General features: G+C 39.0%; 18 protein-coding genes and 2 tRNA genes. 8 read left to right on the forward strand and 12 right to left on the reverse strand.

Annotated features, from left to right (window positions below; translation table 11 throughout):
- The first annotated feature begins 35 nt into the window (after positions 1-35).
- Positions 36-1,151 carry a transglycosylase SLT domain-containing protein gene (locus tag AC1M86_RS01980; protein ID WP_481607122.1) on the forward strand — a complete coding sequence of 372 codons (1,116 nt, stop codon included), beginning with the start codon at positions 36-38 and terminating at the stop codon, positions 1,149-1,151.
- A 47-nt stretch (positions 1,152-1,198) separates the two neighbouring features.
- Here the strand turns inward: AC1M86_RS01980 and AC1M86_RS01985 are convergent, their stop codons facing one another.
- Complete coding sequence (locus AC1M86_RS01985; protein WP_092765941.1) at positions 1,199-1,582, reverse strand: SCP2 sterol-binding domain-containing protein; 384 nt, start codon at positions 1,580-1,582, stop codon at positions 1,199-1,201.
- A gap of 339 nt (positions 1,583-1,921) precedes the next feature.
- Positions 1,922-2,845 carry a tRNA 2-thiocytidine(32) synthetase TtcA gene (ttcA, locus tag AC1M86_RS01990; protein WP_035266955.1) on the reverse strand — a complete coding sequence of 308 codons (924 nt, stop codon included), beginning with the start codon at positions 2,843-2,845 and terminating at the stop codon, positions 1,922-1,924.
- A gap of 514 nt (positions 2,846-3,359) precedes the next feature.
- Here ttcA and AC1M86_RS01995 point away from each other — a divergent pair.
- Both AC1M86_RS01995 and htpX read left to right on the forward strand, forming a co-directional pair.
- Complete coding sequence (locus AC1M86_RS01995) at positions 3,360-4,217, forward strand: lytic transglycosylase domain-containing protein (RefSeq protein ID WP_481595671.1); 858 nt, start codon at positions 3,360-3,362, stop codon at positions 4,215-4,217.
- Positions 4,218-4,341: 124 nt separating this feature from the next.
- On the forward strand, positions 4,342-5,247 hold the full coding sequence (gene htpX / locus AC1M86_RS02000; RefSeq protein ID WP_035266954.1) for a protease HtpX: 906 nt from the start codon (positions 4,342-4,344) through the stop codon (positions 5,245-5,247).
- 60 nt (positions 5,248-5,307) lie between these two features.
- Here htpX and AC1M86_RS02005 read toward each other — a convergent pair whose 3' ends face one another.
- The 3 genes from AC1M86_RS02005 to AC1M86_RS02015 form a co-directional block, all read right to left on the reverse strand.
- Positions 5,308-5,883, reverse strand: coding sequence for a DUF4112 domain-containing protein (locus AC1M86_RS02005; protein WP_035266953.1), 576 nt, complete (start codon positions 5,881-5,883; stop codon positions 5,308-5,310).
- 40 nt (positions 5,884-5,923) lie between these two features.
- On the reverse strand, positions 5,924-7,261 hold the full coding sequence (gene mgtE, locus AC1M86_RS02010) for a magnesium transporter (protein WP_481607139.1): 1,338 nt from the start codon (positions 7,259-7,261) through the stop codon (positions 5,924-5,926).
- A gap of 158 nt (positions 7,262-7,419) precedes the next feature.
- The gene (locus AC1M86_RS02015) at positions 7,420-10,527 is read right to left on the reverse strand and encodes a multidrug efflux RND transporter permease subunit (RefSeq protein ID WP_481607123.1); all 3,108 of its coding nucleotides are present in this window, start codon (positions 10,525-10,527) and stop codon (positions 7,420-7,422) included.
- Positions 10,528-10,855: 328 nt separating this feature from the next.
- Between AC1M86_RS02015 and AC1M86_RS02020 the strand changes: the two genes are divergently transcribed.
- Entirely contained in the window at positions 10,856-12,085 is a 1,230-nt protein-coding gene (locus AC1M86_RS02020) for a hypothetical protein (protein ID WP_481607124.1), read from the forward strand.
- 35 nt (positions 12,086-12,120) lie between these two features.
- Here AC1M86_RS02020 and AC1M86_RS02025 read toward each other — a convergent pair whose 3' ends face one another.
- The 5 genes from AC1M86_RS02025 to AC1M86_RS02045 all read right to left on the reverse strand — a co-directional run bounded on the left by AC1M86_RS02025 (position 12,121) and on the right by AC1M86_RS02045 (position 17,300).
- Positions 12,121-13,290 (reverse strand): LuxR C-terminal-related transcriptional regulator, encoded by a 1,170-nt coding sequence (locus AC1M86_RS02025; protein ID WP_481607125.1) that lies wholly within the window; start codon positions 13,288-13,290, stop codon positions 12,121-12,123.
- A gap of 149 nt (positions 13,291-13,439) precedes the next feature.
- On the reverse strand, positions 13,440-15,074 hold the full coding sequence (gene groL, locus AC1M86_RS02030; RefSeq protein WP_035266940.1) for a chaperonin GroEL: 1,635 nt from the start codon (positions 15,072-15,074) through the stop codon (positions 13,440-13,442).
- Between the two features lie 69 nt (positions 15,075-15,143).
- Positions 15,144-15,434: a co-chaperone GroES gene (locus AC1M86_RS02035; protein WP_004810787.1), complete on the reverse strand. Its 291-nt coding sequence runs from the start codon at positions 15,432-15,434 to the stop codon at positions 15,144-15,146.
- Between the two features lie 169 nt (positions 15,435-15,603).
- Positions 15,604-16,380, reverse strand: coding sequence for a metallophosphoesterase family protein (locus tag AC1M86_RS02040; RefSeq protein ID WP_481607126.1), 777 nt, complete (start codon positions 16,378-16,380; stop codon positions 15,604-15,606).
- Positions 16,377-17,300 carry a diacylglycerol/lipid kinase family protein gene (locus AC1M86_RS02045; protein WP_481607127.1) on the reverse strand — a complete coding sequence of 308 codons (924 nt, stop codon included), beginning with the start codon at positions 17,298-17,300 and terminating at the stop codon, positions 16,377-16,379. The genes AC1M86_RS02040 and AC1M86_RS02045 overlap by 4 nt, the downstream gene beginning before the upstream one ends.
- Positions 17,301-17,707: 407 nt before the next feature.
- Here AC1M86_RS02045 and AC1M86_RS02050 point away from each other — a divergent pair, with 407 nt between their 5' ends.
- Positions 17,708-19,537, forward strand: coding sequence for a phosphoenolpyruvate carboxykinase (GTP) (locus AC1M86_RS02050; protein WP_481588545.1), 1,830 nt, complete (start codon positions 17,708-17,710; stop codon positions 19,535-19,537).
- Between the two features lie 143 nt (positions 19,538-19,680).
- Positions 19,681-20,112, forward strand: coding sequence for a hypothetical protein (locus AC1M86_RS02055; protein ID WP_481607128.1), 432 nt, complete (start codon positions 19,681-19,683; stop codon positions 20,110-20,112).
- A gap of 11 nt (positions 20,113-20,123) precedes the next feature.
- On the opposite strand, the gene AC1M86_RS02060 is transcribed toward AC1M86_RS02055, so the two are convergent.
- Entirely contained in the window at positions 20,124-20,804 is a 681-nt protein-coding gene (locus AC1M86_RS02060; protein WP_179998521.1) for a class I SAM-dependent methyltransferase, read from the reverse strand.
- Between the two features lie 131 nt (positions 20,805-20,935).
- Entirely contained in the window at positions 20,936-21,784 is an 849-nt protein-coding gene (gene folD / locus AC1M86_RS02065; RefSeq protein WP_481595648.1) for a bifunctional methylenetetrahydrofolate dehydrogenase/methenyltetrahydrofolate cyclohydrolase FolD, read from the reverse strand.
- Between the two features lie 153 nt (positions 21,785-21,937).
- Here folD and AC1M86_RS02070 point away from each other — a divergent pair.
- A tRNA-Cys gene (locus tag AC1M86_RS02070) sits at positions 21,938-22,011 on the forward strand.
- A gap of 9 nt (positions 22,012-22,020) precedes the next feature.
- Positions 22,021-22,106 (forward strand) — tRNA-Leu (locus AC1M86_RS02075).
- The last annotated feature ends 48 nt before the right edge of the window (positions 22,107-22,154 follow it).

The following is a 22,154-nucleotide window of genomic DNA, read 5'->3' on the forward strand; positions in this document are numbered from 1 at the left end:
TTTTTTGGGCATAAATTACTTGTAGCGGAGACAACATGCGCAGTAGTTCAAACACTGGATCGAGGCTTTGCCTTAATTCACTAACTTCTTCTCTCTCGTTTAAAGCGATGGTCCTCGCTACAGCATTTATCCCATTTCATGCATTAAATGCAACAAAGACCGACAACCAATACAACTCCATTGTAAATTCGAACAAGCTTACAGTGGTGGCCGTGTCAAATCCCACCGTGGTTTTTAAAGACGGTAACTTCAAACATGGCTTTGGCTATGACTTGGTGAGCAGTTACGCTCAAAACTTAAATGTAAAACTCGATTTTAAAACGGTTCAAAGTAATGAAGCCGCTTTGAAAATGGTGCAGCAAGGTAAAGCTCATTTCGCGGTGACCACAGCATCGATCATGACCATTGAGCAAAAGAATCTTTCAGGTTTTTCCGCATCATGTGGTGACCTTGAAAGCTTACGCAAAAATGGGCTTAATCCAGAAATCAATTGGGTTTTTAAAAATGCTGCTGATCCTTTAACAGATACTGCCAGCGGTTTTGTTTGTCAAAGCAAGCAAAATGGTGCTATCCGTCAAATGGCATCTTTCTACAACCGCAACGTGGTTAAACAAGATGATTGGGATACTATTCAGCGCAATCTGAAAACACGTATGCCAATTTATAAAGCTAGCTTTAAAAAGTCAGCCCAAACATACGACTTAGATTGGCACTTCCTCGCTGCGATAGGCTACCAAGAGTCGTTCTTAAAACCGAATTCTGTGTCTCCTACAGGTGTGCGTGGCATCATGATGCTCACCAACAACACAGCAAAAGCAATGGGTGTGTCAGATCGTGTTGATCCTGCTCAAAGTATTGCAGGTGGTGCGAAGTATTTTGATCTGATGATGTCGAAATATGATTATATTCCTAAACATGATCGTTATTGGTATGCCCTCGTGGCTTACAATATGGGGCCAGGTGCCACAGATGCGATTATGAAGCGCCTAAAAGCCCAAGGAAAAAATCCGAATGATTGGATACAGGTATATGATTTTCTTTACCGTAATCAATCGCACAATACGCGTTATAAGCAAGCGATCCAATACGTCACTCGTATTCGTGCTTATTTAGAACATATAAAAACGACACCAAGTTTGGTGAGTATTTAACAAAAAAAAGCTTACCTAAAGGTAAGCTTTTTTTTGTTTAAAAAGTCTTAAGTAGTTTGCTCTAAAACTTTTTTGAACAAATCTTTTTGTTCTTGGCTTGGCTTCGCTGTTTGTAAAGCCATCAATTGAGACATATCGCCTTGAACTTTGATTTTACCAGTCATAAATGCTTGCATAGCAGCAGCCATGTCAAACTCTAAGAATACTTTGCGTAAAGTATCCGCATCTAAGTTTAAAGTTGTTTTAGCATTCGCAGAAGCGCCTTTTTGGATCTTACCGCTATCAAGCGCTAATTCAGTCGTTCCTTCGCTACCTGTTACTACAAGATTCAATGCTAGATTTGCTAATGATGGTGGTAAGTTCAAATCACCAGCTTCAGCTGTAAGTTTCTCAACGTTTGCAAACCAATCATCAGTTAAAAATGCAGGCATGTTCTTTCCTCGATGTATTTATTCAATTTATTGCGTTACCTATCCAAGATAACAACATGTAGAAGCTTTACGCTTGAGAGAGTTATAGCATGATATTTTCCAAATGCGATACGTTTTTTTGTACTCTGCGTTCGATTTTTTTTGTAAATAAAACTAATCGCCTAAATATCATCAAATCTTTATTTTTTCACAAGTTTGTCAATGATTTTTTGTATCGGTACTACGACCTAAAGTGACAAAAAACATCATTTTGTAAATCGACTCAACACCTTCATTAAAATGTAAAAATCTAAGAAATAAAAAAAGCACTTCGAAAAGTGCTTTTTTTATTAAGACGAATTACTCAGCAGCAAAACCGAGATTGACCATGCTAATACGCTTATTTGGTGTGTCCCCTTCGGCTGTTGAACAAGTTACATCAAAATCAACTTCACGTTGTCCATCTAAGGCTTCAAAATCGAAAAGATCTCGGTCAGCCAATTGCGATGGCGAGACATTCTGTAACGCGCCAAAAATGCTGTGTAAACGTTTTGGATGAGCTTTATCCCATTCACGCAACATATCATTGATGATTGCGCGCTGTAAGTTTTCCTGCGAACCACACAAGTTACATGGAATAATTGGGAATTTGCGCATTTCAGCGTATTTGATGATGTCTTTCTCTTCAACATACGCCAAAGGACGAATCAAAATATTCTTTTTATCCGATGAAAGTAGTTTTGGTGGCATCGCCTTTAAACTACCGCCATGGAATAGGTTCAAGAAGAACGTTGCCATAATATCATCACGATGATGACCTAAAGCAACTTTGGTCGCGCCAATTTCTTGAGCAAAACCATATAAAGAACCACGGCGCAAGCGTGAGCACACTGCACAATAGGTTTTACCTTCAGGTGTAAGCTTTTTGGTAATGCTATATGTATCTTTTTCTAAGATGTAGTACGGAATGTTATTTTCTTCTAAATAACGGGGTAATACATCCTCAGGGAACCCTGGTTGTTTCTGATCAAGATTCACAGCTACAACATCAAAATTGATTGGTGCTATGCGTTTAAACTGCAGGAGAATGTCCAGCATGGTATAGCTATCTTTACCACCTGAAATACATACCATGACCTTATCGCCATCCTCAATCATTTTGTAGTCACGGATTGCATGACCTACTTGACGACGAAGTTTTTTTAATAAACGATAATATGCAGAACTTGTAGGTGGCTCTGGCTTAAAATTAAATCCTTGGTTGGATTCAACTGGCGAGTACATAGACGACATTAACCATAAAAAAAATACTGCGCAATTTTAGCCGATTCAGTGCTTAATCGCATCTAAAGAATCTGTTTTTTACATCTAATTTTTATTTTTTCATAACACTGTCTTATTCACACATCTAAAATGGACGCTTGGGTTCATTTTTTAGTCGAATTGCTTATCTTTTGGACTTTTCCACAGTTTTCCACAAAACCTGTGGATAAAATTGTGGACTTTTTAGGGGTTGACAAAGTTTTGGCAAGATAAGATGGTGCTTTCCCTTAGATTGATCATTTTTTAACCACTATTCTATATCCTTAAAATTCAATAACTTATATGTGTCAAGCAGTTGTTTATAAATAAAAATAAATAATTTTTTTGGATATTAAGCCAACAATTAAGACTTGATTTTTTTACAACGAATTGTTAAAAAACATTACATAGTCGAGAGACATCTCCATTGCAGAAAATCACCCACATATCATTTAGGGACAAAAATAGTGTTCGAATGATGAAAACTACAAATAAAATAAAAGTCATAGCGTTATTTGGGTGTGTGAATTTTCTAATATTCTCGCCACAGGCTTCTGCAGGTCAAACAATCTATCAGCTGAAAGATTCAAACGGCACTACCGTACTGACCAACCGCAAAAACAAATACAACCATCTTAAAGTTGAAAAGAAAACCTACTATCCAGATAGCAATATTCATAGTTACAGCAATTGGGGAAGCAACGAAGCATCTGTTCTCCCAAGCCATAGTAAAAATCGAAATGCCTTTGATGGCTATATTCGCCAAGCAGCTCAACGACACGGCATTTCTGAAGGACTCATTAAAGCGGTGATGCACACAGAGTCTGGTTTTAATATACATGCACGCTCCCCTGTTGGTGCTCAGGGTCTTATGCAATTGATGCCTGCGACTGCACAACGATTTAATGTCAATAATGCATATGATCCTGAACAAAATATTTTCGCTGGTGCAAAATATTTGGCTTGGCTATTGAAACGCTTTAATGGCAATACGCAATTGGCATTAGCGGGTTATAATGCTGGCGAAGGAAATGTTGCTAAATATGGTGGAATTCCGCCCTTTCGTGAAACTCAAGACTATGTCAGACGTGTACTCAGTCGTTACAATAATTTATACGCCAATGGTGTAGGCTCAAATCCAACCAATAGTTATGCAGCTTCAGCATCCTCTAAGTTAAGTTCACCGAGCTATAACAATCAGAATTTATCAGCTCAAGTGACTGCACCATCTAAACCAAAGTCACCTCCTCGCCAAATTATTGTGGCCGCTGATGGCAGTTTTACTGACGCACCAGCTGGTTCATATTCTACAAATAATGCCACAGCATCAGCGAAGATCTATATTTCGAATTAATCTCAATTTTTTTCGTTATATTTTTTATTTTTTTCTTGAAATTTTCCCTATTCGAAAGCATATTTGACGTAGGTTTTTTAATTCAAAAAGCTTATTAAATTTTATTTATAAGAGGATTTTCTCGATGATGCGGATTGGTTTGTTTTTGCTGACCAACCTCGCGGTACTGGTGGTAGCTGGCATAATCTTGTCACTCTTCGGTGTCGGTAGTTACCATGGCGCGGGTGGCTTGAATCTTGGCAATTTACTTGTGATCTGTTTTGTCTTTGGTATGGTGGGTTCTTTAATCTCCCTATTCATGTCAAAGTGGATTGCAAAGAAAACCACAGGTACAGAGTTAATTGATCCCAATGCTCCACGCAACCAAGCGGAAGCATGGTTACTCAATGAAGTGGCACAACTTTCTCAACGTGCTGGTATTAAAATGCCAGAAGTTGGTATTTTCCCATCTTATCAATCAAATGCTTTCGCAACTGGTTGGAACAAAAACGATGCTTTAGTCGCTGTTTCAACAGGCTTATTGGAACGCATGAATAAAGATGAATTACGTGCAGTGTTGGCGCATGAAATTGGTCACGTTGCTAATGGTGACATGGTCACCCTTGCTTTAGTACAAGGTGTAGTCAACGCGTTTGTGATGTTCTTCGCGCGTATCGTCGGCGACTTTGTAGATCGCAATGTATTTGGTCGTGAAGAAGGTGAAGCACCGGGCTGGAGCTATTTCCTCATTACAATCGTGTTAGATATCGTATTCGGTATTCTTGCTTCGGCAATTGTGATGTGGTTCTCTCGCTATCGTGAATATCGTGCTGATGAGGCTGGCGCGCGTTTAGCAGGTAAACAAGCCATGATCAGTGCATTACTTCGCTTGCAAGCAGAAACTGAAATGCCAGATCAAATGCCTAAAGAAATGAAAGCTTTCTCAATTTCATCTGGTCGTGAAGAAGGATTCAGCCTTGCTGCACTCTTCCAAACACACCCAACAATTGAGCAACGTGTAGCAGCATTACAACAACTTGATTGTCCTTAATCTGCATCTAAAAAAAGCCTCCATAGGGAGGCTTTTTTATTGGACTCAATCTATAACACTTTAAATAGATTGAAACCATTGCCATAAGAACGTTACACCAAACCATAAGGCAACACCAAAAATAATTAAAAACAGAAGACCCAGTAAATCAGGAATATGAATCCAAATCCATGCCACGACAGGATTTCGCCAGAAGGCAGAGTTCTGCTGTTTACGCTCTAAGTTTTCATGTAAAAATGGGTGTACCACATGATGGTCTGAATGAATCTGATACTCTTCACGAATATGATCATGAACCACATCTAAAGCCTTGCGACTCGGTCGAATAAACACATCAAAGAGTGTACCTGCAACAGGGATTAAACCTACTACACCATCCATCACAGCAAGTTTAAGCACGCCATTCAATTTAGATTGGGGCACACCGATTTTTCGAGCTTGTAATACTGCATAACACGTAAGTACAAATCCAGCTACGTCACCCGCCACAGGAATCGTACTCAATGCTGCATCAGCCCCTACCCCTTGTTTAGTGAATGGAATTCTTACGACGGAATCCATCATGTTTGCGAACTTGGCAAGATCGCGTTCCATTTTGATGACTTCAGCTTGGGTTAATTTATTTTTATTTGTCATTTAAGCAACATCCTGCAAAGATACTCCATCAGTCATAGCCTTAGAATAAGAGTTGTGAAGCAATAAATAAATAGACCAATACACCAGTTGCATCACATATTGAAGTGACCAAGGGTGCAGATGCGCTTGCGGGATCGAGTCCTAGTTTATTGAGTACAAATGGTAAACTCATCCCGATCATACAGCCCATCATGACAATACCCATCATACTGATCGCAAGCACTAAAGCGACCATCATATCTCCACGGATATAGCCAAGAATTGAAACAGCTGCAGCCATCGTTGCACCCAAACATAGAGCAACCATCGCTTCACGACCAAGCAACACAAACCAATCCTTGGCTTTTACATCACCAGTTGCGATTGCTCGAACCATCAAGGTTGCAGATTGGGAGCCTGCGTTACCACCACTCCCAACCAATAGCGGTAAAAAGAAGACCAAAACAATATGCGCAGCAATGATGTCTTCATAATGGGCGATCCCAATACTCGAAAGTAGGCTGCCAAAGACCAGAAACACTAGCCAAAAAACACGTTGTCTAAATAAAAATAATATTGGTGCTGAACGAATACTGATATTTTCTTTAAGCTCTACCGCCCCACTTTTCAAAAAGTCCTCGGTAAATTCTTCTTGGAATACATCCATAGCATCATCATAAGTGACGATACCGAGTAGATGATCATCATGATCTAAAATGGGTAAGGCGATAAAATCATAGTGGCTTAATTTTTTTGCCACTGATTCCTGATCCTCATCTACCCGTCCGTAAATGACCTCAGTGGTCATGACTTCTTGGACTGTTTTATCCAAAGGTGCTTGCACAATTTCTCGAAGAGAAATTACACCCTCAAGTTTCTGAAATTGATTGGTAATATAGATCAGATATAAGGTTTCAGTATCTTTGGCGGAATGACGCAAAATCTCTAAAGCTTGTTGCATTGAGATGTCTGATGGCAAAGTGACATAATCAGATGTCATGATCGCACCAGCTGTTTCCTCAGCATACAATGCCAAAGATTGAACTTGCTGCTTCGTTTCTCGATCTAAATTCGCAAAAATAAATGTTTTAATTTGATCCGGTAAAGCTTTGTACAAATCTGTTCGAGCGTCTGAATGCATTGAACGAATTAACTGGACTGTACTTTTACCGTCCATTTTTTTAACCAACTGTACTTGATGATTGAGTGGCAAAAACTCAAATACATATGCTGCGTTTTCTAAATGGTGGATAAGTTGTATTTGTTGATCAATTTCTAATTGCTGTAAATACAAAGCCAAATCTGCAGGATTAATCGTATCCGCAATATGATCAATCTGAGCGACATCAGAATTGATCAATGCTTGTTGTAATGCTTCAATTTTATGATCTTGTTTAATTTGATCCATAATCGCTTCATTTATTATCGTTTAGAATTACGCAAGGCATGCTAACACTAATTGAAAATGTTAGTGCGTATTGATCTTGTCAAAAACTGATATTTAAAAGTGGATTAAATCAAACGCAGTACCATACTCTTTATACTGCGGATACCACATTAAGTTTCAGATGCTGATTTTGATTTATATTTGAAAATATTCCGAACGATAACAAACATAAAGGGAATAAAGGCTAGAACTAAAATTGTGCCGAAAATTACCCCACCAAGGACACTGACACCAATTTCTTGACGACTGGCAGCACCCGCACCTGAAGCAAATACCAAAGGTATAACCCCTGCACCAAAAGCAAGCGAGGTCATTAAAATTGGACGTAAGCGCAAACTTGCACCTTGTAAAGCAGCAGCAATCGCGTTAGCTCCACGCTCCTGAGCCATTGCCGCAAATTCAACAATTAAGATGGCATTTTTACATGACAACCCAATCGTCGTAAGTAACGCAATTTGGAAGTAAATATCGTTTGGAAATCCGACCAACCAACTAAAAATAATATTACCGCCAATACCCAATGGAATAGCAGCAATCACAACAGAAGGTATCGACCAACTTTCATATAAGGCAGCTAAACATAGAAAGATAAAGCCAACAGAGATGAGATAAAGCCAAATGGCTTGTGTACTCGATTGTTGCTCTTGAAACGATAATCCACTCCACGCTAGCCCAACCCCGTCCAATTGATCAACCATAGACTTGATATCACGCATTGCAGCACCACTGCTCACATTTTTTGCAGTGTCTGCTTCCATTTGTAGCGCGGAATAACCTTGGAAACGAGTCACCACATCAGGGCCTCCATCCCAATCCACAGTGGCAAAATTACCAAATGAAATCATTTGATTTTGATTATTTCGTACAGACCATAAATTGAGATCTTCAGGCTTTGAACGATACTCGGCATCCCCCTGCATCATGACGCGTTTAATACGTCCGCGATCAATAAAGTCGTTCACATAAGAACCACCCCAAGCTGCAGCCAAAGTGCTGTTAATCGCAGATTGTGAAAGACCATTCGCCATCACTAATTTTTGATTGATATTCACTTTCAATTTGGCTTTATCTGGATTAGAGCGTTTGCCCAAATTTTCAAAAGTCGTGAAGTTGATTGCCTGTCGTTCTAGCGCTTGAAATTGATCTTCTAAATACTGTCGTCCTTGTCCATTTAAATCTTGCAGCCAAAACTCGATGCCGTTTGTATCGCCAAGACCACTTACAGAACCTGGCAAACTCACCATAATCCGAGCGCGACTGTCTTTTCTAAAGAACTCCATCGCTCGTTCACGAATGGATTGTGCAGAGTTTGCCTCACCTGGACGATCATCCCAATGATGTAATGCTACAAATCCTGTTCCTAAATTTTGACCCGTTCCTGAAAAATTTCGTCCATAACGAATTTGAACCAACCTAACATTCTGTTTTTCTTGTTCAAGAAAATACTCTCGAATACTTTCACCAACAAGCTGACTTTCTGTCATAGGTGCGCCTTCTGGTAAACTGAATTGGACACTGATAAAACCTTGATCTTCACTTGGAATAAAGCTGGTTGGAAGCGACTTATAAAACAAAGCAAAAATCACAATTAACCCAGCAAAACTGGTTAAAACGATCCATTTTAGTGACAGGCTTTTTTCAACCCACTTTAGATAATGCAATCGTAATGATTCCATTTTTGTATTAAACCATGTCGCCCATTTTGCTTCTTGTTGTTTAGGTTTAAGAATAATCGCACACAATGCTGGTGTGAGAATTAACGCGACCAATAATGACAGTGACATGGCTGCAATCAAGGTAATTGAAAACTGACGGTATATAACCCCTGTCGATCCTGTAAAAAAAGCCATGGGAATAAATACTGCAGTTAGCACCACTGTAATTCCAATTAAAGCCCCCGTCATCTCTTGCATAGATAAGATAGACGCTTGCTTTGCAGATAGCCTCTTTTCATGCATTAAACGTTCGACATTTTCGACCACCACAATTGCATCATCTACAAGTAATCCAATCGCAAGAACTAATGCAAAAAGTGTCAATGTATTGATGGTCATTCCGAGCGCAAATAAGACGGCGAAAGTGCCCAAAATAACAATTGGAACCGTGACCGTTGGAATAAGTGTTGCGCGCCAGCTTTGTAAAAAGATAAACATGACCAACACGACCAAGATAATGGCTTCAACTAAGGTCTTTACAATTTCTTTAATGGACTCTTGAACAAACGGCGTGTTATCTCGTGGGTAGACAATTTGGTAGCCTTCAGGAAGTTTTTTCTTGATGTCTTCAAGGACTTCTTTAATTTTTGCAGAGGTTGCCAAAGCATTCGCACCAGATGACATTGAAACAGCCAAGCCTGCTGAAGGTGATCCATTAATGGTATTAAAAGCTTGATAATTTTCAGCACCTAACTCAATGCGTGCTACATCTTTTAAATAAATAAAACTTCCATCAGGGGTCGCTTTGACAATGATATTTTTAAATTCATCGACTGTTCTTAGTCGTGATCCAGCGGTAACTTTTGCATTAAGATACTGGTCTGCTACTGTCGGTAAATCTCCGATTCCACCTGCAGCAACTTGTGTATTTTGTGCTTCAATTGCGGCACGAATATCACTAGGCATCAACTGATATTGTTTCAATAAGTTCGGATCTAGCCAAATACGCATGGCATATTGAGAACCAAAGACATCAACCTCACCAACACCTTCTACACGCGCAATTTCTGGTTCAATGTGATCAGCCAAATAATCTGACAACGCAATATTATTACTTTGGTTCGTAGTGTCATATAACCCCACCACCATAAAGGTGTCACCTAAGGATTTATAGACATTGACCCCTTGACGCTGCACGTCTTCAGGCAAACGATTGATCACCCCATTAATGCTATTTTGAACTTGGACTTGTGCTGTGTCTGGATCAGTTCCGTTTTCAAAACTTAAACTAATTCGACTATTCCCAGATGCATTACTGGTAGAGCTAAAATAAAGTAAGTTATCAATTCCTTTAATTTGTTGTTCTATGACCTGTGTGACACTTTCCTCAACTGTTTCGGCATCAGCTCCTGTGTAAGTTGCTGATACAGTAATTCTTGGCGGAGCAATATCAGGATAGCGTTCTACCGGTAAGCTCATCACCGCAAATATACCAATTGCCATGACAATGATCGCAAGTACGCCAGCAAAAATAGGTCGTTCAATAAAGAACTTAGATAACATAGTCGTTAAGCCGTCAAAAGAATTCTAGAAAGTGTTTTCATTAAAATATATAAAAATTTAATTGATATTCAGTGACTATGAATAAAAAAACAAGAACTAATAACAGAAACGATCAACATTGATTGAATTAAGAAGAGAATATGAAGCCCTCACCTATGAACCGCTTATCAGATCCTTCAAAAAAAATATGCGCAATTTCTCAAAAGTAAAAAACTTCTAAAATTACGCAGCATTAATGCCATCACCCCCTCCCAATTTGAGGATAGTCATATTCAATTTTTTAAAACTATATTCGAGGTACAAAAATACGAATGATTTGGGGGAAATGATGAAAAAAGCTCTTCTAACACTGGCGCTCAGTACCTGTTTAGCAGCTTGTGGTGGTTCGGATAAATCCGCAAAAAATGATGATCAGATTAAAATAGGAATACTGACTGACAGCCCAGTAGCAGGTGCGACGTATATCGTGAATGGCAATAATGACAATGCGAAGAAAACCAATGCAAATGGGGAATTTGAATATCAAGATGGAGATGTCATTACATTTAAAATTGGTGATATCGAAATTGGTACTGTACAAGGTTTAGCTCGTGTGACACCAAATGAACTCGTGGATGAAGATTTAAATGCAGATGAACGTAACAAGAGAATTATCAATCTACTGATTTTTTTACAATCACTGGATATCGATGAGGATAAAGAGACCATACAAATCCCTGATGATGTTTCAACTCTCTCGCCTTCAGCGATTGATTTCAGCAACACGACAAGTGATTTTAGAGAGCGACTTCAAGCTCAAATTATCAATATTCCTGAAATTGCCTCCAATACAGTAGTCAGTGAAGAGCAAGCTAAAGAACATTTTAGCAGCTCACTGCTCAAAGACATTCAAGGCGTATGGTATGCAAAAAACAATGAGTCTGAAATTGTGTTATTTATTGGAGAGAATGGCGAATATATGCTTGGTGAACCAATCCCAAGTGAGCCCAATAGTTCTTCAAATGGCATGGAATACGCCAAGATTAATCTAGATGCTTTGAGTGGTAGCTTTTATACTTCTTCCATAGATAGTACTACGCCTGTGATTGACACAAATGAAGATTGGGGACTTCTCGATGATGGGGAATCACGTTCATTAAGGCTATCTTTTAATGGTTCTAAACTCAAAATTTTTGATGATAATAATCTTGATGAAAGTGCAGAATTTACGCGAGTTCCTCGAAATAATAGTGGAATTGTAGGCGCATGGCAGTCCTCAAGTGGTAAACAAATTTTCGTATTTAATTCTAATAACACTTTCATTATGGTAGATGCTATTGGCGATGATCAACCAGATCCATATGACGGACCTTGTGGTGGCCCTGGTATTGAGTATGGTCGTTATCAATTACGCGACAACAAGCTCTTTGTTACCACGCCCCTCAGCATTGATACAAATGGTTGTGCTGGATTATCCAATACAGACGCGCATTTAGGCTTACCATTACAAATTTCTACTCAAAGTTTAAGCTTTACCGTAGCAGATGAAGGCACATTTACACTGACCAGAATGAATTAATTTTATCCCCCTTCAACATCTTCGTTAAAGGGGGATTATTCAATATGTTGAAAAGCATCAATAAATTCGATCAAAATCCGCATCATTTCAGCTTGTGAGGAGCATCCTAACTTCTGATAAATCGTTTTCAGATATGTCCGCAGTGAACTCAGCGTAATCCCACATTTCAAAGCAATATTTTCAAGATGCTGATCGTCCATAAAATGCTGACAAATTTCAATTTCTCGAGCTGTCAGTTGAAATGTTGACTTCAGTAATGTTTTAGACAAGCGTTTTCGATCCTGCATTTTTGATAAGAATAATGCAATTTGATTATTGTCTAAGATCATTGAATCTGACAGCACCTTAAGTGGTGAGACTGTGATTAAGTACGATGATTGATGTCCATCACTGTATAATTGCATTGCACCCCCAACTTGATCTTGATCAAGCCTCTCTAATGAATGACACTCATTCTTTTTGAATGTGCTCTGCACCAATTTCTTTAATTGAGTATTATAAGGTTCGATGATTTTTAATCTATTATGCAAATCTATTTCAATCATACTCGTATCATTCAAACAATCCTTCGCATACTGATTCACAAATCTAACTTCTAAATCAGATTGAATGATGAGTACACCCACATTCAACTTATCTAAAATTTCGGTGTAATTACTTCTATCATGTTGAAGATGCTTAATTTGTCGATGAATTTGAATTGCTCTTCTAAAGTGTTTTGCGAGTCTTTCTAAACTTTGTAATTCAGCAGCATCATAAGCAACTGCATCTGATGGTCGATGTACCGCAAGTACGCCCCATTTATATTTTCCATACTCTAGCAATACCCCACTGAGATAACAGATGTTTGAAGGAACTAAACAATATTCATAAAAGCTTTTCAAATCCCCATTATCTGTTTCAGCATATGATCGACAATCAATTTGATAGGCATGCTCTAATCCATAGATATTCATTAACTCACCATGAATACGCATGTCTACGACATCTAAGTTATACGTTTGATAATTTTGAATTCCATCAATCGGGATATTAATGGTGTAAATAAAATTTTGTTCGGGCCGAAGCTGATCAAAGTAAGTAAAGATCGCCGTTGAACTCTGTGTAAATTCCACGACCTGTTTTAAAACATTTTCCCAGTGATGTGGCTTTAAGGCAGCCTCATAAATTTCTTCTATGATTTGATTTTCTTGAACAGTTAACATCATCCCCCCCAATCATGGTGTTAATGTTCCTTTAGATTAGCGCTCTACTAGGCTTTTATTCAATATTTACAATAGTATTCAAATATTTATCAGACAGATGACAAAAAAATCCCCGCTTAATGCGGGGATTTTTTAGGCTGTGGGATGAATTACATCATACCGCCCATACCACCCATACCGCCCATGTCAGGCATAGCTGGTTTATCTTCTGGGATCTCTGTAATCATGCACTCAGTTGTTAACATTAAGCCCGCAACAGATGCAGCATGTTCAAGAGCAGAACGAGTTACTTTCGCTGGATCAAGGATACCCATCTCTAGCATATCGCCATATTCACCAGTCGCAGCGTTATAACCGAAGTTGCCTTCGCCATTTTTAACTGCATTGATCACTACAGATGGTTCGTCACCTGCGTTAGATACGATTTGACGAAGTGGCGCTTCAATCGCACGACGAAGGATGTTGATACCTACGTTTTGATCATCGTTAATACCCGTTACACCGTCAAGTGCTTTAGCTGCACGTACTAATGCAACACCACCACCCGCAACAACACCTTCTTCAACAGCAGCACGAGTTGCATGAAGAGCATCGTCTACACGATCTTTCTTCTCTTTCATTTCAACTTCAGTTGCAGCACCGATTTTAATCACTGCTACACCGCCTGCTAATTTAGCAACACGCTCTTGAAGTTTTTCTTTGTCGTATTCTGAAGTTGATTCTTCGATTTGCGCACGAATTTGTTGAACACGCTCAGCAATTTGATTCGCATCGCCTGCACCATCAACAATCACTGTGTTTTCTTTAGATACAGTTACTTTGTGTGCAGTACCTAAATGTTCAAGTGTTGTTTGATCTAACTGCATACCGATTTCTTCAGAAATCACAGTACCACCAGTTAAGATCGCGATATCTTGAAGCATTGCTTTACGACGATCACCGAAGCCTGGTGCTTTAACAGCACATACTTTGATGATGCCACGCATATTGTTTACAACAAGCGTTGCGAGTGCTTCACCTTCAACATCTTCAGCGATGATAAGAAGTGGTTTACCTGTTTTCGCAACTGCCTCGAGAACAGTAATCAACTCACGGATGTTGCTTACTTTCTTATCAACAAGAAGGATAAATGGGTTTTCCAATTCAGCAGTCAATGTATCTTGTTTGTTTGCGAAGTATGGAGAAATATAACCACGGTCAAACTGCATACCCTCTACAACATCTAGAGAATCTTCAAAGCCTGAACCTTCTTCAACAGTGATTACACCTTCTTTACCCACTTTTTCCATCGCTTGAGCGATCAGTGAACCAACAGTCGTATCAGAGTTCGCAGAAATCGAACCCACTTGTTCAATCGCTTTAGAATCAGATGCTGGTTTAGCCGTTGCTTTAATATCTGCAACAACAGCTTTAACTGCAATATCAATACCGCGCTTCAAGTCCATTGGGTTCATACCCGCAGTTACTGACTTGATCCCTTCGTTCAAAATTGCTTGAGCTAAAACAGTTGCCGTTGTAGTACCGTCACCTGCGATGTCATTTGTTTTAGAAGAAACCTCACGAACAAGTTGAGCACCCATGTTTTCAAACTTGTCTTTTAATGTGATTTCTTTCGCTACAGAAACACCATCTTTAGTGATGTGTGGCGCACCGAATGAACGATCGATAACTACGTTGCGGCCTTTAGGACCAAGTGTAACTTTAACCGCATCTGCAAGGATATTCACACCTGCAATCATTTTTGTGCGAGCTGAATCACCAAACTTAACGTCTTTAGCTGACATATTTGACTCCGAATATTATTAAAATTACTAAATCTGATTGATTAAATGAGTAGTATTAAAAAGAATCAATTAGCCTTCTAAAACAGCTAAAATATCTGACTCTTTCATGATTAATAGTTCTTCGCCATCTACTTTCACAGTTGTTCCTGCATAAGTACCAAACAATACCTTGTCACCTACTTTTACATCTAAAGCGCGAACGCCATTGTCAGTGATCTGACCATTACCAACTGCAATAATTTCACCTTGAGCAGGTTTTTCTGCAGCAGAACCTGGCAATAAAATGCCGCCAGCTGTTTTTGTTTCTTCTTCAACACGACGAATTACTACACGGTCATGTAATGGACGAATGTTGCTCATAAAAATACTCCATCAGACTAAGTCTTTTGATTAATAGTCGTGATCTTAATTTCCTTAGATCACCACCAAAATTATTTGATGTCACTTTTGTGGGGATGGAAAAAATTGCTTCAAGGGGAAAATGAAAAAAAATTTAATTTTTTGTATTTTTTTTAGGCATTTCGATAATTTAGCCTTCATTCCGATTTGCAACTAAATAAAATTTCTTGAATCTCGAATCAAAGCGATATTCACGCACCTTCAGTTTTTCATCAATTAGATTAAAACTATTAGAAAAGTCATGATGTAAACGATGTGACGTAGCGGTACCTGCATGAATATCCAATATTGGATGTTGAGCATTAAGTTGGAAAATCTTATTCAGATCATAAACAGCAGATACATGTAAATGACCATGTAGAATTGCATTCAACCCTGAGCTTGCCCATGTCTTTAGGGCTTTTTCAGTATTTTTAGGACGATCTTTAGACATATTTATACCGTGATCACCACTATAGAAAGGTTGATGCGTAAGCAGAATTTTTAATTTATCTTGAGGAGCTTCCTTAATTTTTTGATCAACATCCTGAATTTGAAACTCAGTAATACGACCTTTGGTATGGTACTTAGGGTGAATTGTATTGATTCCTATAATATAAAAATGCTCAGTTTCTAAGGTCTGTTCCATGTCACCAAAAAACAACTTATACCGATGAAACGGACTTAAAAATCTGCGCCATAAATGAAACAAAGGAATATCGTGATTACCCGGAATCACAATATAAGGAACATTAAGTTCTTCTAGAAATTTTTTGCAGTGATAAAACTGTGAAAATCTTGCCCTTTGAGTGAGATCACCACTGACCACAACAGCTTCGATCAAATGTTCTGCAACAAAGTGAGTAATTGCATCTAAGCAATCTTGTTGCTCAGTCCCAAAATGCAAATCAGACAAATGTAAAATCATTGTGGCACCATTAAGGTCAGTGCATTTCTTTCAACATGAATATTTAATGGTGAATCCAGTTGAATAATTTCTCCATCGATTGCTACAGTCATCTTTTTTTGATGAGAACGTATGCGCACATGATCCGCACTAAAACTATATACGTCTGCTGCCTGATCTAATTTTCCACGAACGAGTTGGATGAGTGTTTTAAAAATACTCAGCTTATCCGTGCGAGCAAGTACAACTCCCGCAACCCGACCCTCTTCTGCCGTTTTAGCGATATTGAGGTTCATTTCTTTTAATTGAAGTTGGTTATTACCTAAAAATAATAAAGGGGTTTTAACTGCATAATTTACACCATCCACCTCAATTTCTAACTTTAATTCTTTACGATCACGAATCAACACGTCTAAGCCAGAAGTATAGGCATGTAATGGTAGACGCCCTAGTTTTTGGTTATATAACTCTCTTTTTTTAATAAACAATGGATAAAGACCCAAACTCGCATTATTTAGATAAATAGCATCATTAATTTTTGCCACATGCACTGCTTTAGGCTTACCTTCAACCACAAGTTTTGCAGCTTCGAGAATATCTAAAGGAATATTTAAAACCCGTGCAACATAATTGAATGTGCCTAAAGGTAAAATTGCCAAAGGGATGGTTTGATGTAATAAATAATTAGCCACAGAATTTAACGTTCCATCTCCCCCGGCAACCACAATTACCCCCTGATTATCATGATTTAAATGTCGAAGATGAACTTTTTCGATGAGTGCTTGAATACTCATTTCTGATGCAATATCAAAAACTTGTATTTCAAAACCTAGATCTGTCCAATAACGCATGAGTTGCTCATAAATTTGATCATTATTGGTGGCATGAAATCCAGATTTTTCATTAAAAATCATAGACAAAGGCTTAAGCATTGAATTCATTTTATGGCTTTAAAAATTGAATTACTTTAAAATTTCGTCTATTTACTACTCAATTAAAAGCCAATTTATGTAATTTTTAAATGACGTTCATTTGATTTTTCGATGATGAGAATTGATCTCAAAATTTAACCAAACTAATGTTTAATATAAATATTTTAACTAAAAATACTAAACATAAAAATTAAACATGAAAAAGAAATCATTCATTTTTAAAAAAAATATATAATGATTACATACACTTAATACCATCAAAGTCTTAAGCGGTATTTCAGCCTTTGGTCTTATTTTTTTTATGAAAATATGCTTTAATACAGCCACTTTTTTTTCATACTGAATCTAGAGTCTGCAAACCAGCATCTAGATATTATTTGTACACCACATTGTACACTTTTGATATAGGCCTCACCATGACCCAAGTGAACGCACCAGAATTCGTTCGTCACCCTAAGCTTATTGCTTGGGTGGAAGAGATTGCTAAACTAACAAAACCAGCAAAAATTGAATGGTGTGACGGTAGCGCAGAAGAATATCAACGTTATATCGACTTGATGATCGCTAACGGCACAATGCAAGCGCTTAACCAAGAAAAGCACCCTGGTTCATATCTTGCAAACTCTGATCCTTCTGACGTTGCTCGAGTTGAAGACCGTACTTTTATCTGCTCTGAAAACAAAGAAGATGCTGGCGCAACTAACAACTGGGAAGCTCCAGCGGTTATGCGTGAAAAATTAAACGGTTTATTTGACGGTTCTATGAAAGGTCGTACTTTGTACGTTGTACCTTTCTCTATGGGTCCTTTAGGTTCTCATATTGCTCACATTGGTATCGAACTTACTGACTCTCCTTATGTTGCAGTCAGCATGTCTAAAATGGCTCGCATGGGTAAAGCCGTTTATGACGTTCTAGGTACTGATGGCGAATTTGTTCCATGTGTACACACTGTAGGTGCACCATTGGAAGAAGGTCAAAAAGACGTTGCTTGGCCTTGCAACAAAGAAAAATACATCGTGCATTACCCAGAAACTCGTGAAATTTGGTCATTCGGTTCTGGTTACGGCGGTAACGCATTGCTTGGTAAAAAATGCTTAGCATTACGTATCGCATCATTCATGGGTCGTCAACAAGGCTGGTTAGCTGAACACATGCTCATCCTTGGTGTGACAAATCCACAAGGTGAAAAACACTACATCGCAGCTGCATTCCCATCTGCTTGTGGTAAAACAAACTTTGCAATGTTAATTCCACCAGCAGGTTATGAAGGTTGGAAAATTGAAACTGTAGGTGACGATATTGCTTGGATCAAACCAGGTGAAGATGGTCGCTTATATGCAATCAACCCTGAAGCAGGTTTCTTCGGTGTAGCGCCTGGTACTAACACGAAGACGAACCCGAACTGTATGGCTACGCTTCATAAAGACGTGATCTATACAAACGTTGCTGTGACTGACAACGGTGAAGTATGGTGGGAAGGTCTTTCTAAAGAAGCGCCTGCTAACCTAACTAACTGGAAAGGTCAACCACACACTGGTGAAGAAAAAGCGGCTCATCCAAATGCGCGTTTCACAGTTTCAGCTGGTCAATGCCCTTCTATTGATGCTGACTGGGAAAATCCAGCAGGTGTTCCAATCTCTGCGTTCATCTTTGGTGGTCGCCGTGCGGACACAGTGCCTCTAATTTCAGAAGCATTTGACTGGGTTGACGGTGTTTATAAAGCTGCAACGATGGGTTCTGAAACAACTGCTGCTGCTGTTGGTCAACAAGGTATTGTTCGTCGCGATCCATTTGCGATGCTTCCATTTGCTGGCTACAACATGGCTGACTACTTCACACATTGGTTAGAAATGGGTGAGAAAGTTGGCGAGAAAGCTGCAGCTGCTGGTAACAAGCTTCCTGGTATTTACAACGTGAACTGGTTCCGTCGTGATGCTGAAGGCAACTTTGTATGGCCTGGTTTCGGTCAAAACATGCGTGTTCTTGAGTGGATTATCGATCGCTGTGAAGGTCGTGCTGACGCTGTTGAAACTCCAATTGGTCGTGTTCCAACTTACGAACAGTTGAACTGGACTGGTTCAGACTTTACGAAAGAGCAATTTGACCTTGTGACTTCTCAAGACAAAGAGCAATGGATCAAAGAACTTGAAAGCCATACTGAATTATTTAACAAACTTGGTGATCGTTTACCAGAAGCGTTGAAAAAACGTCAAGCTGAGCTTTTAGAAGCGGTTAAATCTGCTTAAGCATGATGAGAAAAAAGGTCACTTCGGTGACCTTTTTTTTACTTCAAACAAACTGAATAAAGTGTATTTAGTAACGTTTATTAGTACTAATAAGTTGTCACACTTATGGCATACTGATTTAAACAGCTTATTAGGATCGAATAATGAAAAAAATAGAAATGATTGGCTCTTGTTTAATCGCCCTTATGCTTACAGCCTGTCAATCTGTTCCGCGACAGCACAATGGAGCTACAGGATATCAAATTGAAAATAAATCAGAGAATTCTGCCACTATTTCGTATACCCTCTCTGCACGTGCCAACCAAAATATTGATGAACACAAATTGCAACGCACTTGCCAACAAGTTTTAGGACATACTCAACAATACAAAACCACTATTTTGAGTGTAAATGAAATTGCTAATCCCAATTATAAAACTCAAGAAACTCAACAAGTTCAAATTGGTCAATCACAAACATCATTCGGACTCTCAAACACTCAAAGCCTATACAGCAATGAAGACTACAATACACGTCTTTCTTTAGAAACTAAGCCTAGTCTCTTACAAGTCGTTCGCTTTAACTGCACACTCTAAACTTAGGACACTCAATGTACTTCATTGAGTGTCTTATAAAAACTGACATTTCTAAATTCAGGTGATTCATCTAAGTCTGGCCATGTAGTTGCACTGCGCTCATCAAGCTTTTCATATTTCGGATGACTAAAGTTTTTCACACGACTATCCGCCACCCATACCTCGGGTGCAAATTTTAAAAACTCATCTAAGAAGAAACGGTTGCACTGATCATATAACACATCAGCCGCCAACAAGATATCAACTTGCTCAGCTTTATATAAGTCATCCAAATATTCAAGCTCAACATCATTCAATTCAGCATTGGCACGACACGCATCCAAACTAACTTGATCAATGTCACAACAAATGACACGTTTTGCCCCAGCCATTTTCGCCGCAATCGCAACTACGCCTGAACCTGCGCCAAAGTCTAAAACCACTTTGTCTTTCACATGATGCGGTTCAGCCAATAACCATTGTGACATTGCTAAACCTGATGCCCAACAGAAAATCCAATATGGAGTATCATTCCAAATTCGACGAATAACTTCATCATCTAGCTTATCGGTTGGAAAAACGGGTGGAATGAGCCAAAGTGAAATTGGTGTATCAGGCAATTGCTGTGCATGAAGTTCACAATGTGGAATCACATCATGTAAGGCTTTTAGTAAATGTTCAGGCGCTTTAGGAAATTGGAAAGTACAGCTCATTTAGATTCTTTTAATTGGTATTTATATCTTTCAGGAATCTTCCCTAACCCTCTTTAGAAAAAAAAGGCACTTCAATTTTAGATTTGAAGTTTATCCCCTACTGTGAAAAAGGAGGGTTAGGGAGGATTAAATTAACCTAGTGCTTTCTCAGCCGCTTCTACAGTTTGACGAATCAACGTTGTGATTGTCATTGGACCTACACCACCCGGTACTGGTGTGTAAGCTGAAGCAATTTCTTCAATACCAACAAGTTGAATATCGCCCACACCACCGCCATCACGTGGATGGAAACCAGCATCAACAACTACTGCACCAGGTTTAATCCAATCTTTTTGAATCAATTCAGCTTTACCCACTGCACCCACAATGATATCCGCTTGCTTCACAAAGCTAGCAAGGTCTTGTGTACGAGAGTGACAAATCGTTACAGTAGCATTCGCCTCGAGAAGCATAGCTGCCATTGGTTTACCCAAAATTGCAGATCGACCTACAACAACCGCATGCTTACCTTCGATTTCGATGTTGTTTTCTTTCAGAATCGTCATAATACCAGCAGGTGTCGCAGAACCGTAAGCCGCTTCACCCATTGCCATACGACCATAACCAAGGCAAGTAACACCATCCACATCTTTTTCAAGTGAGATCGCATCAAAACACGCTCGCTCATCAATTTGCGCAGGTACTGGATGTTGTAAAAGAATACCGTGAACATCAGGATTTGCATTGAGTTTTTCAATTTCAGCAAGCAATTGTTCTGTCGTCGTTTCTTTTGGTAGTTCAACTTTAAGTGAATCCATACCAACACGGCGGCATGCATTACCCTTCATACGCACATAAGTTGCAGATGCACCATCGTCACCTACTAAAATCGTCGCAAGAATTGGAGTACGTCCTGATTTTGCTTTTAACGCTTCTACGCGAGTTAACAAATCAGCCTCAATTTGTTTTGCCAATGCACGACCATCTAAAACTAATGCCACGGCACATCTCCCAAGTGTTGATATGAATCAATTTCGCACATTCTACATGAATATTTTAAATAATTTCCGTTATATGCTGTTTTTCTGCACATACGAATAAAAGCACTATTGTTTTTTTTTCAGAGCTTGTTAATATACGCATCAACAAGACATGGCGGGGTGGCAGAGTGGTCATGCAGCGGACTGCAACTCCGTGTACGCCGGTTCGATTCCGACCTCCGCCTCCATCTTGTTAAGCCCGAGTGGTGAAATCGGTAGACACAGGGGATTTAAAATCCCCCGCCCACAAAGCGTGCCAGTTCGAGTCTGGCCTCGGGCACCATTCTTCTAATAGAGAATAATGGTGTAAATAAAGAACCCAGCGTAAGCT

The sequence above is a fragment of the Acinetobacter sp. ANC_7654 genome, assembly GCF_056779855.1.

Excerpts from the sequence above, each read along its gene's own strand:
- AC1M86_RS02045 (WP_481607127.1), bottom strand. The coding sequence starts at position 17,300 with ATGAATTCAATGCTTAAGCCTTTGTCTATGATTTTTAATGAAAAATCT.
- AC1M86_RS01980 (WP_481607122.1), top strand. The coding sequence starts at position 36 with ATGCGCAGTAGTTCAAACACTGGATCGAGGCTTTGCCTTAATTCACTA.
- AC1M86_RS02020 (WP_481607124.1), top strand. The coding sequence starts at position 10,856 with ATGAAAAAAGCTCTTCTAACACTGGCGCTCAGTACCTGTTTAGCAGCT.
- AC1M86_RS02015 (WP_481607123.1), bottom strand. The coding sequence starts at position 10,527 with ATGTTATCTAAGTTCTTTATTGAACGACCTATTTTTGCTGGCGTACTT.
- AC1M86_RS01985 (WP_092765941.1), bottom strand. The coding sequence starts at position 1,582 with ATGCCTGCATTTTTAACTGATGATTGGTTTGCAAACGTTGAGAAACTT.
- AC1M86_RS02060 (WP_179998521.1), bottom strand. The coding sequence starts at position 20,804 with ATGAGCTGTACTTTCCAATTTCCTAAAGCGCCTGAACATTTACTAAAA.
- AC1M86_RS02050 (WP_481588545.1), top strand. The coding sequence starts at position 17,708 with ATGACCCAAGTGAACGCACCAGAATTCGTTCGTCACCCTAAGCTTATT.
- ttcA (WP_035266955.1), bottom strand. The coding sequence starts at position 2,845 with ATGTACTCGCCAGTTGAATCCAACCAAGGATTTAATTTTAAGCCAGAG.
- AC1M86_RS02055 (WP_481607128.1), top strand. The coding sequence starts at position 19,681 with ATGAAAAAAATAGAAATGATTGGCTCTTGTTTAATCGCCCTTATGCTT.
- htpX (WP_035266954.1), top strand. The coding sequence starts at position 4,342 with ATGATGCGGATTGGTTTGTTTTTGCTGACCAACCTCGCGGTACTGGTG.
- groL (WP_035266940.1), bottom strand. The coding sequence starts at position 15,074 with ATGTCAGCTAAAGACGTTAAGTTTGGTGATTCAGCTCGCACAAAAATG.
- AC1M86_RS02035 (WP_004810787.1), bottom strand. The coding sequence starts at position 15,434 with ATGAGCAACATTCGTCCATTACATGACCGTGTAGTAATTCGTCGTGTT.
- AC1M86_RS02005 (WP_035266953.1), bottom strand. The coding sequence starts at position 5,883 with ATGACAAATAAAAATAAATTAACCCAAGCTGAAGTCATCAAAATGGAA.
- AC1M86_RS02040 (WP_481607126.1), bottom strand. The coding sequence starts at position 16,380 with ATGATTTTACATTTGTCTGATTTGCATTTTGGGACTGAGCAACAAGAT.
- AC1M86_RS02025 (WP_481607125.1), bottom strand. The coding sequence starts at position 13,290 with ATGTTAACTGTTCAAGAAAATCAAATCATAGAAGAAATTTATGAGGCT.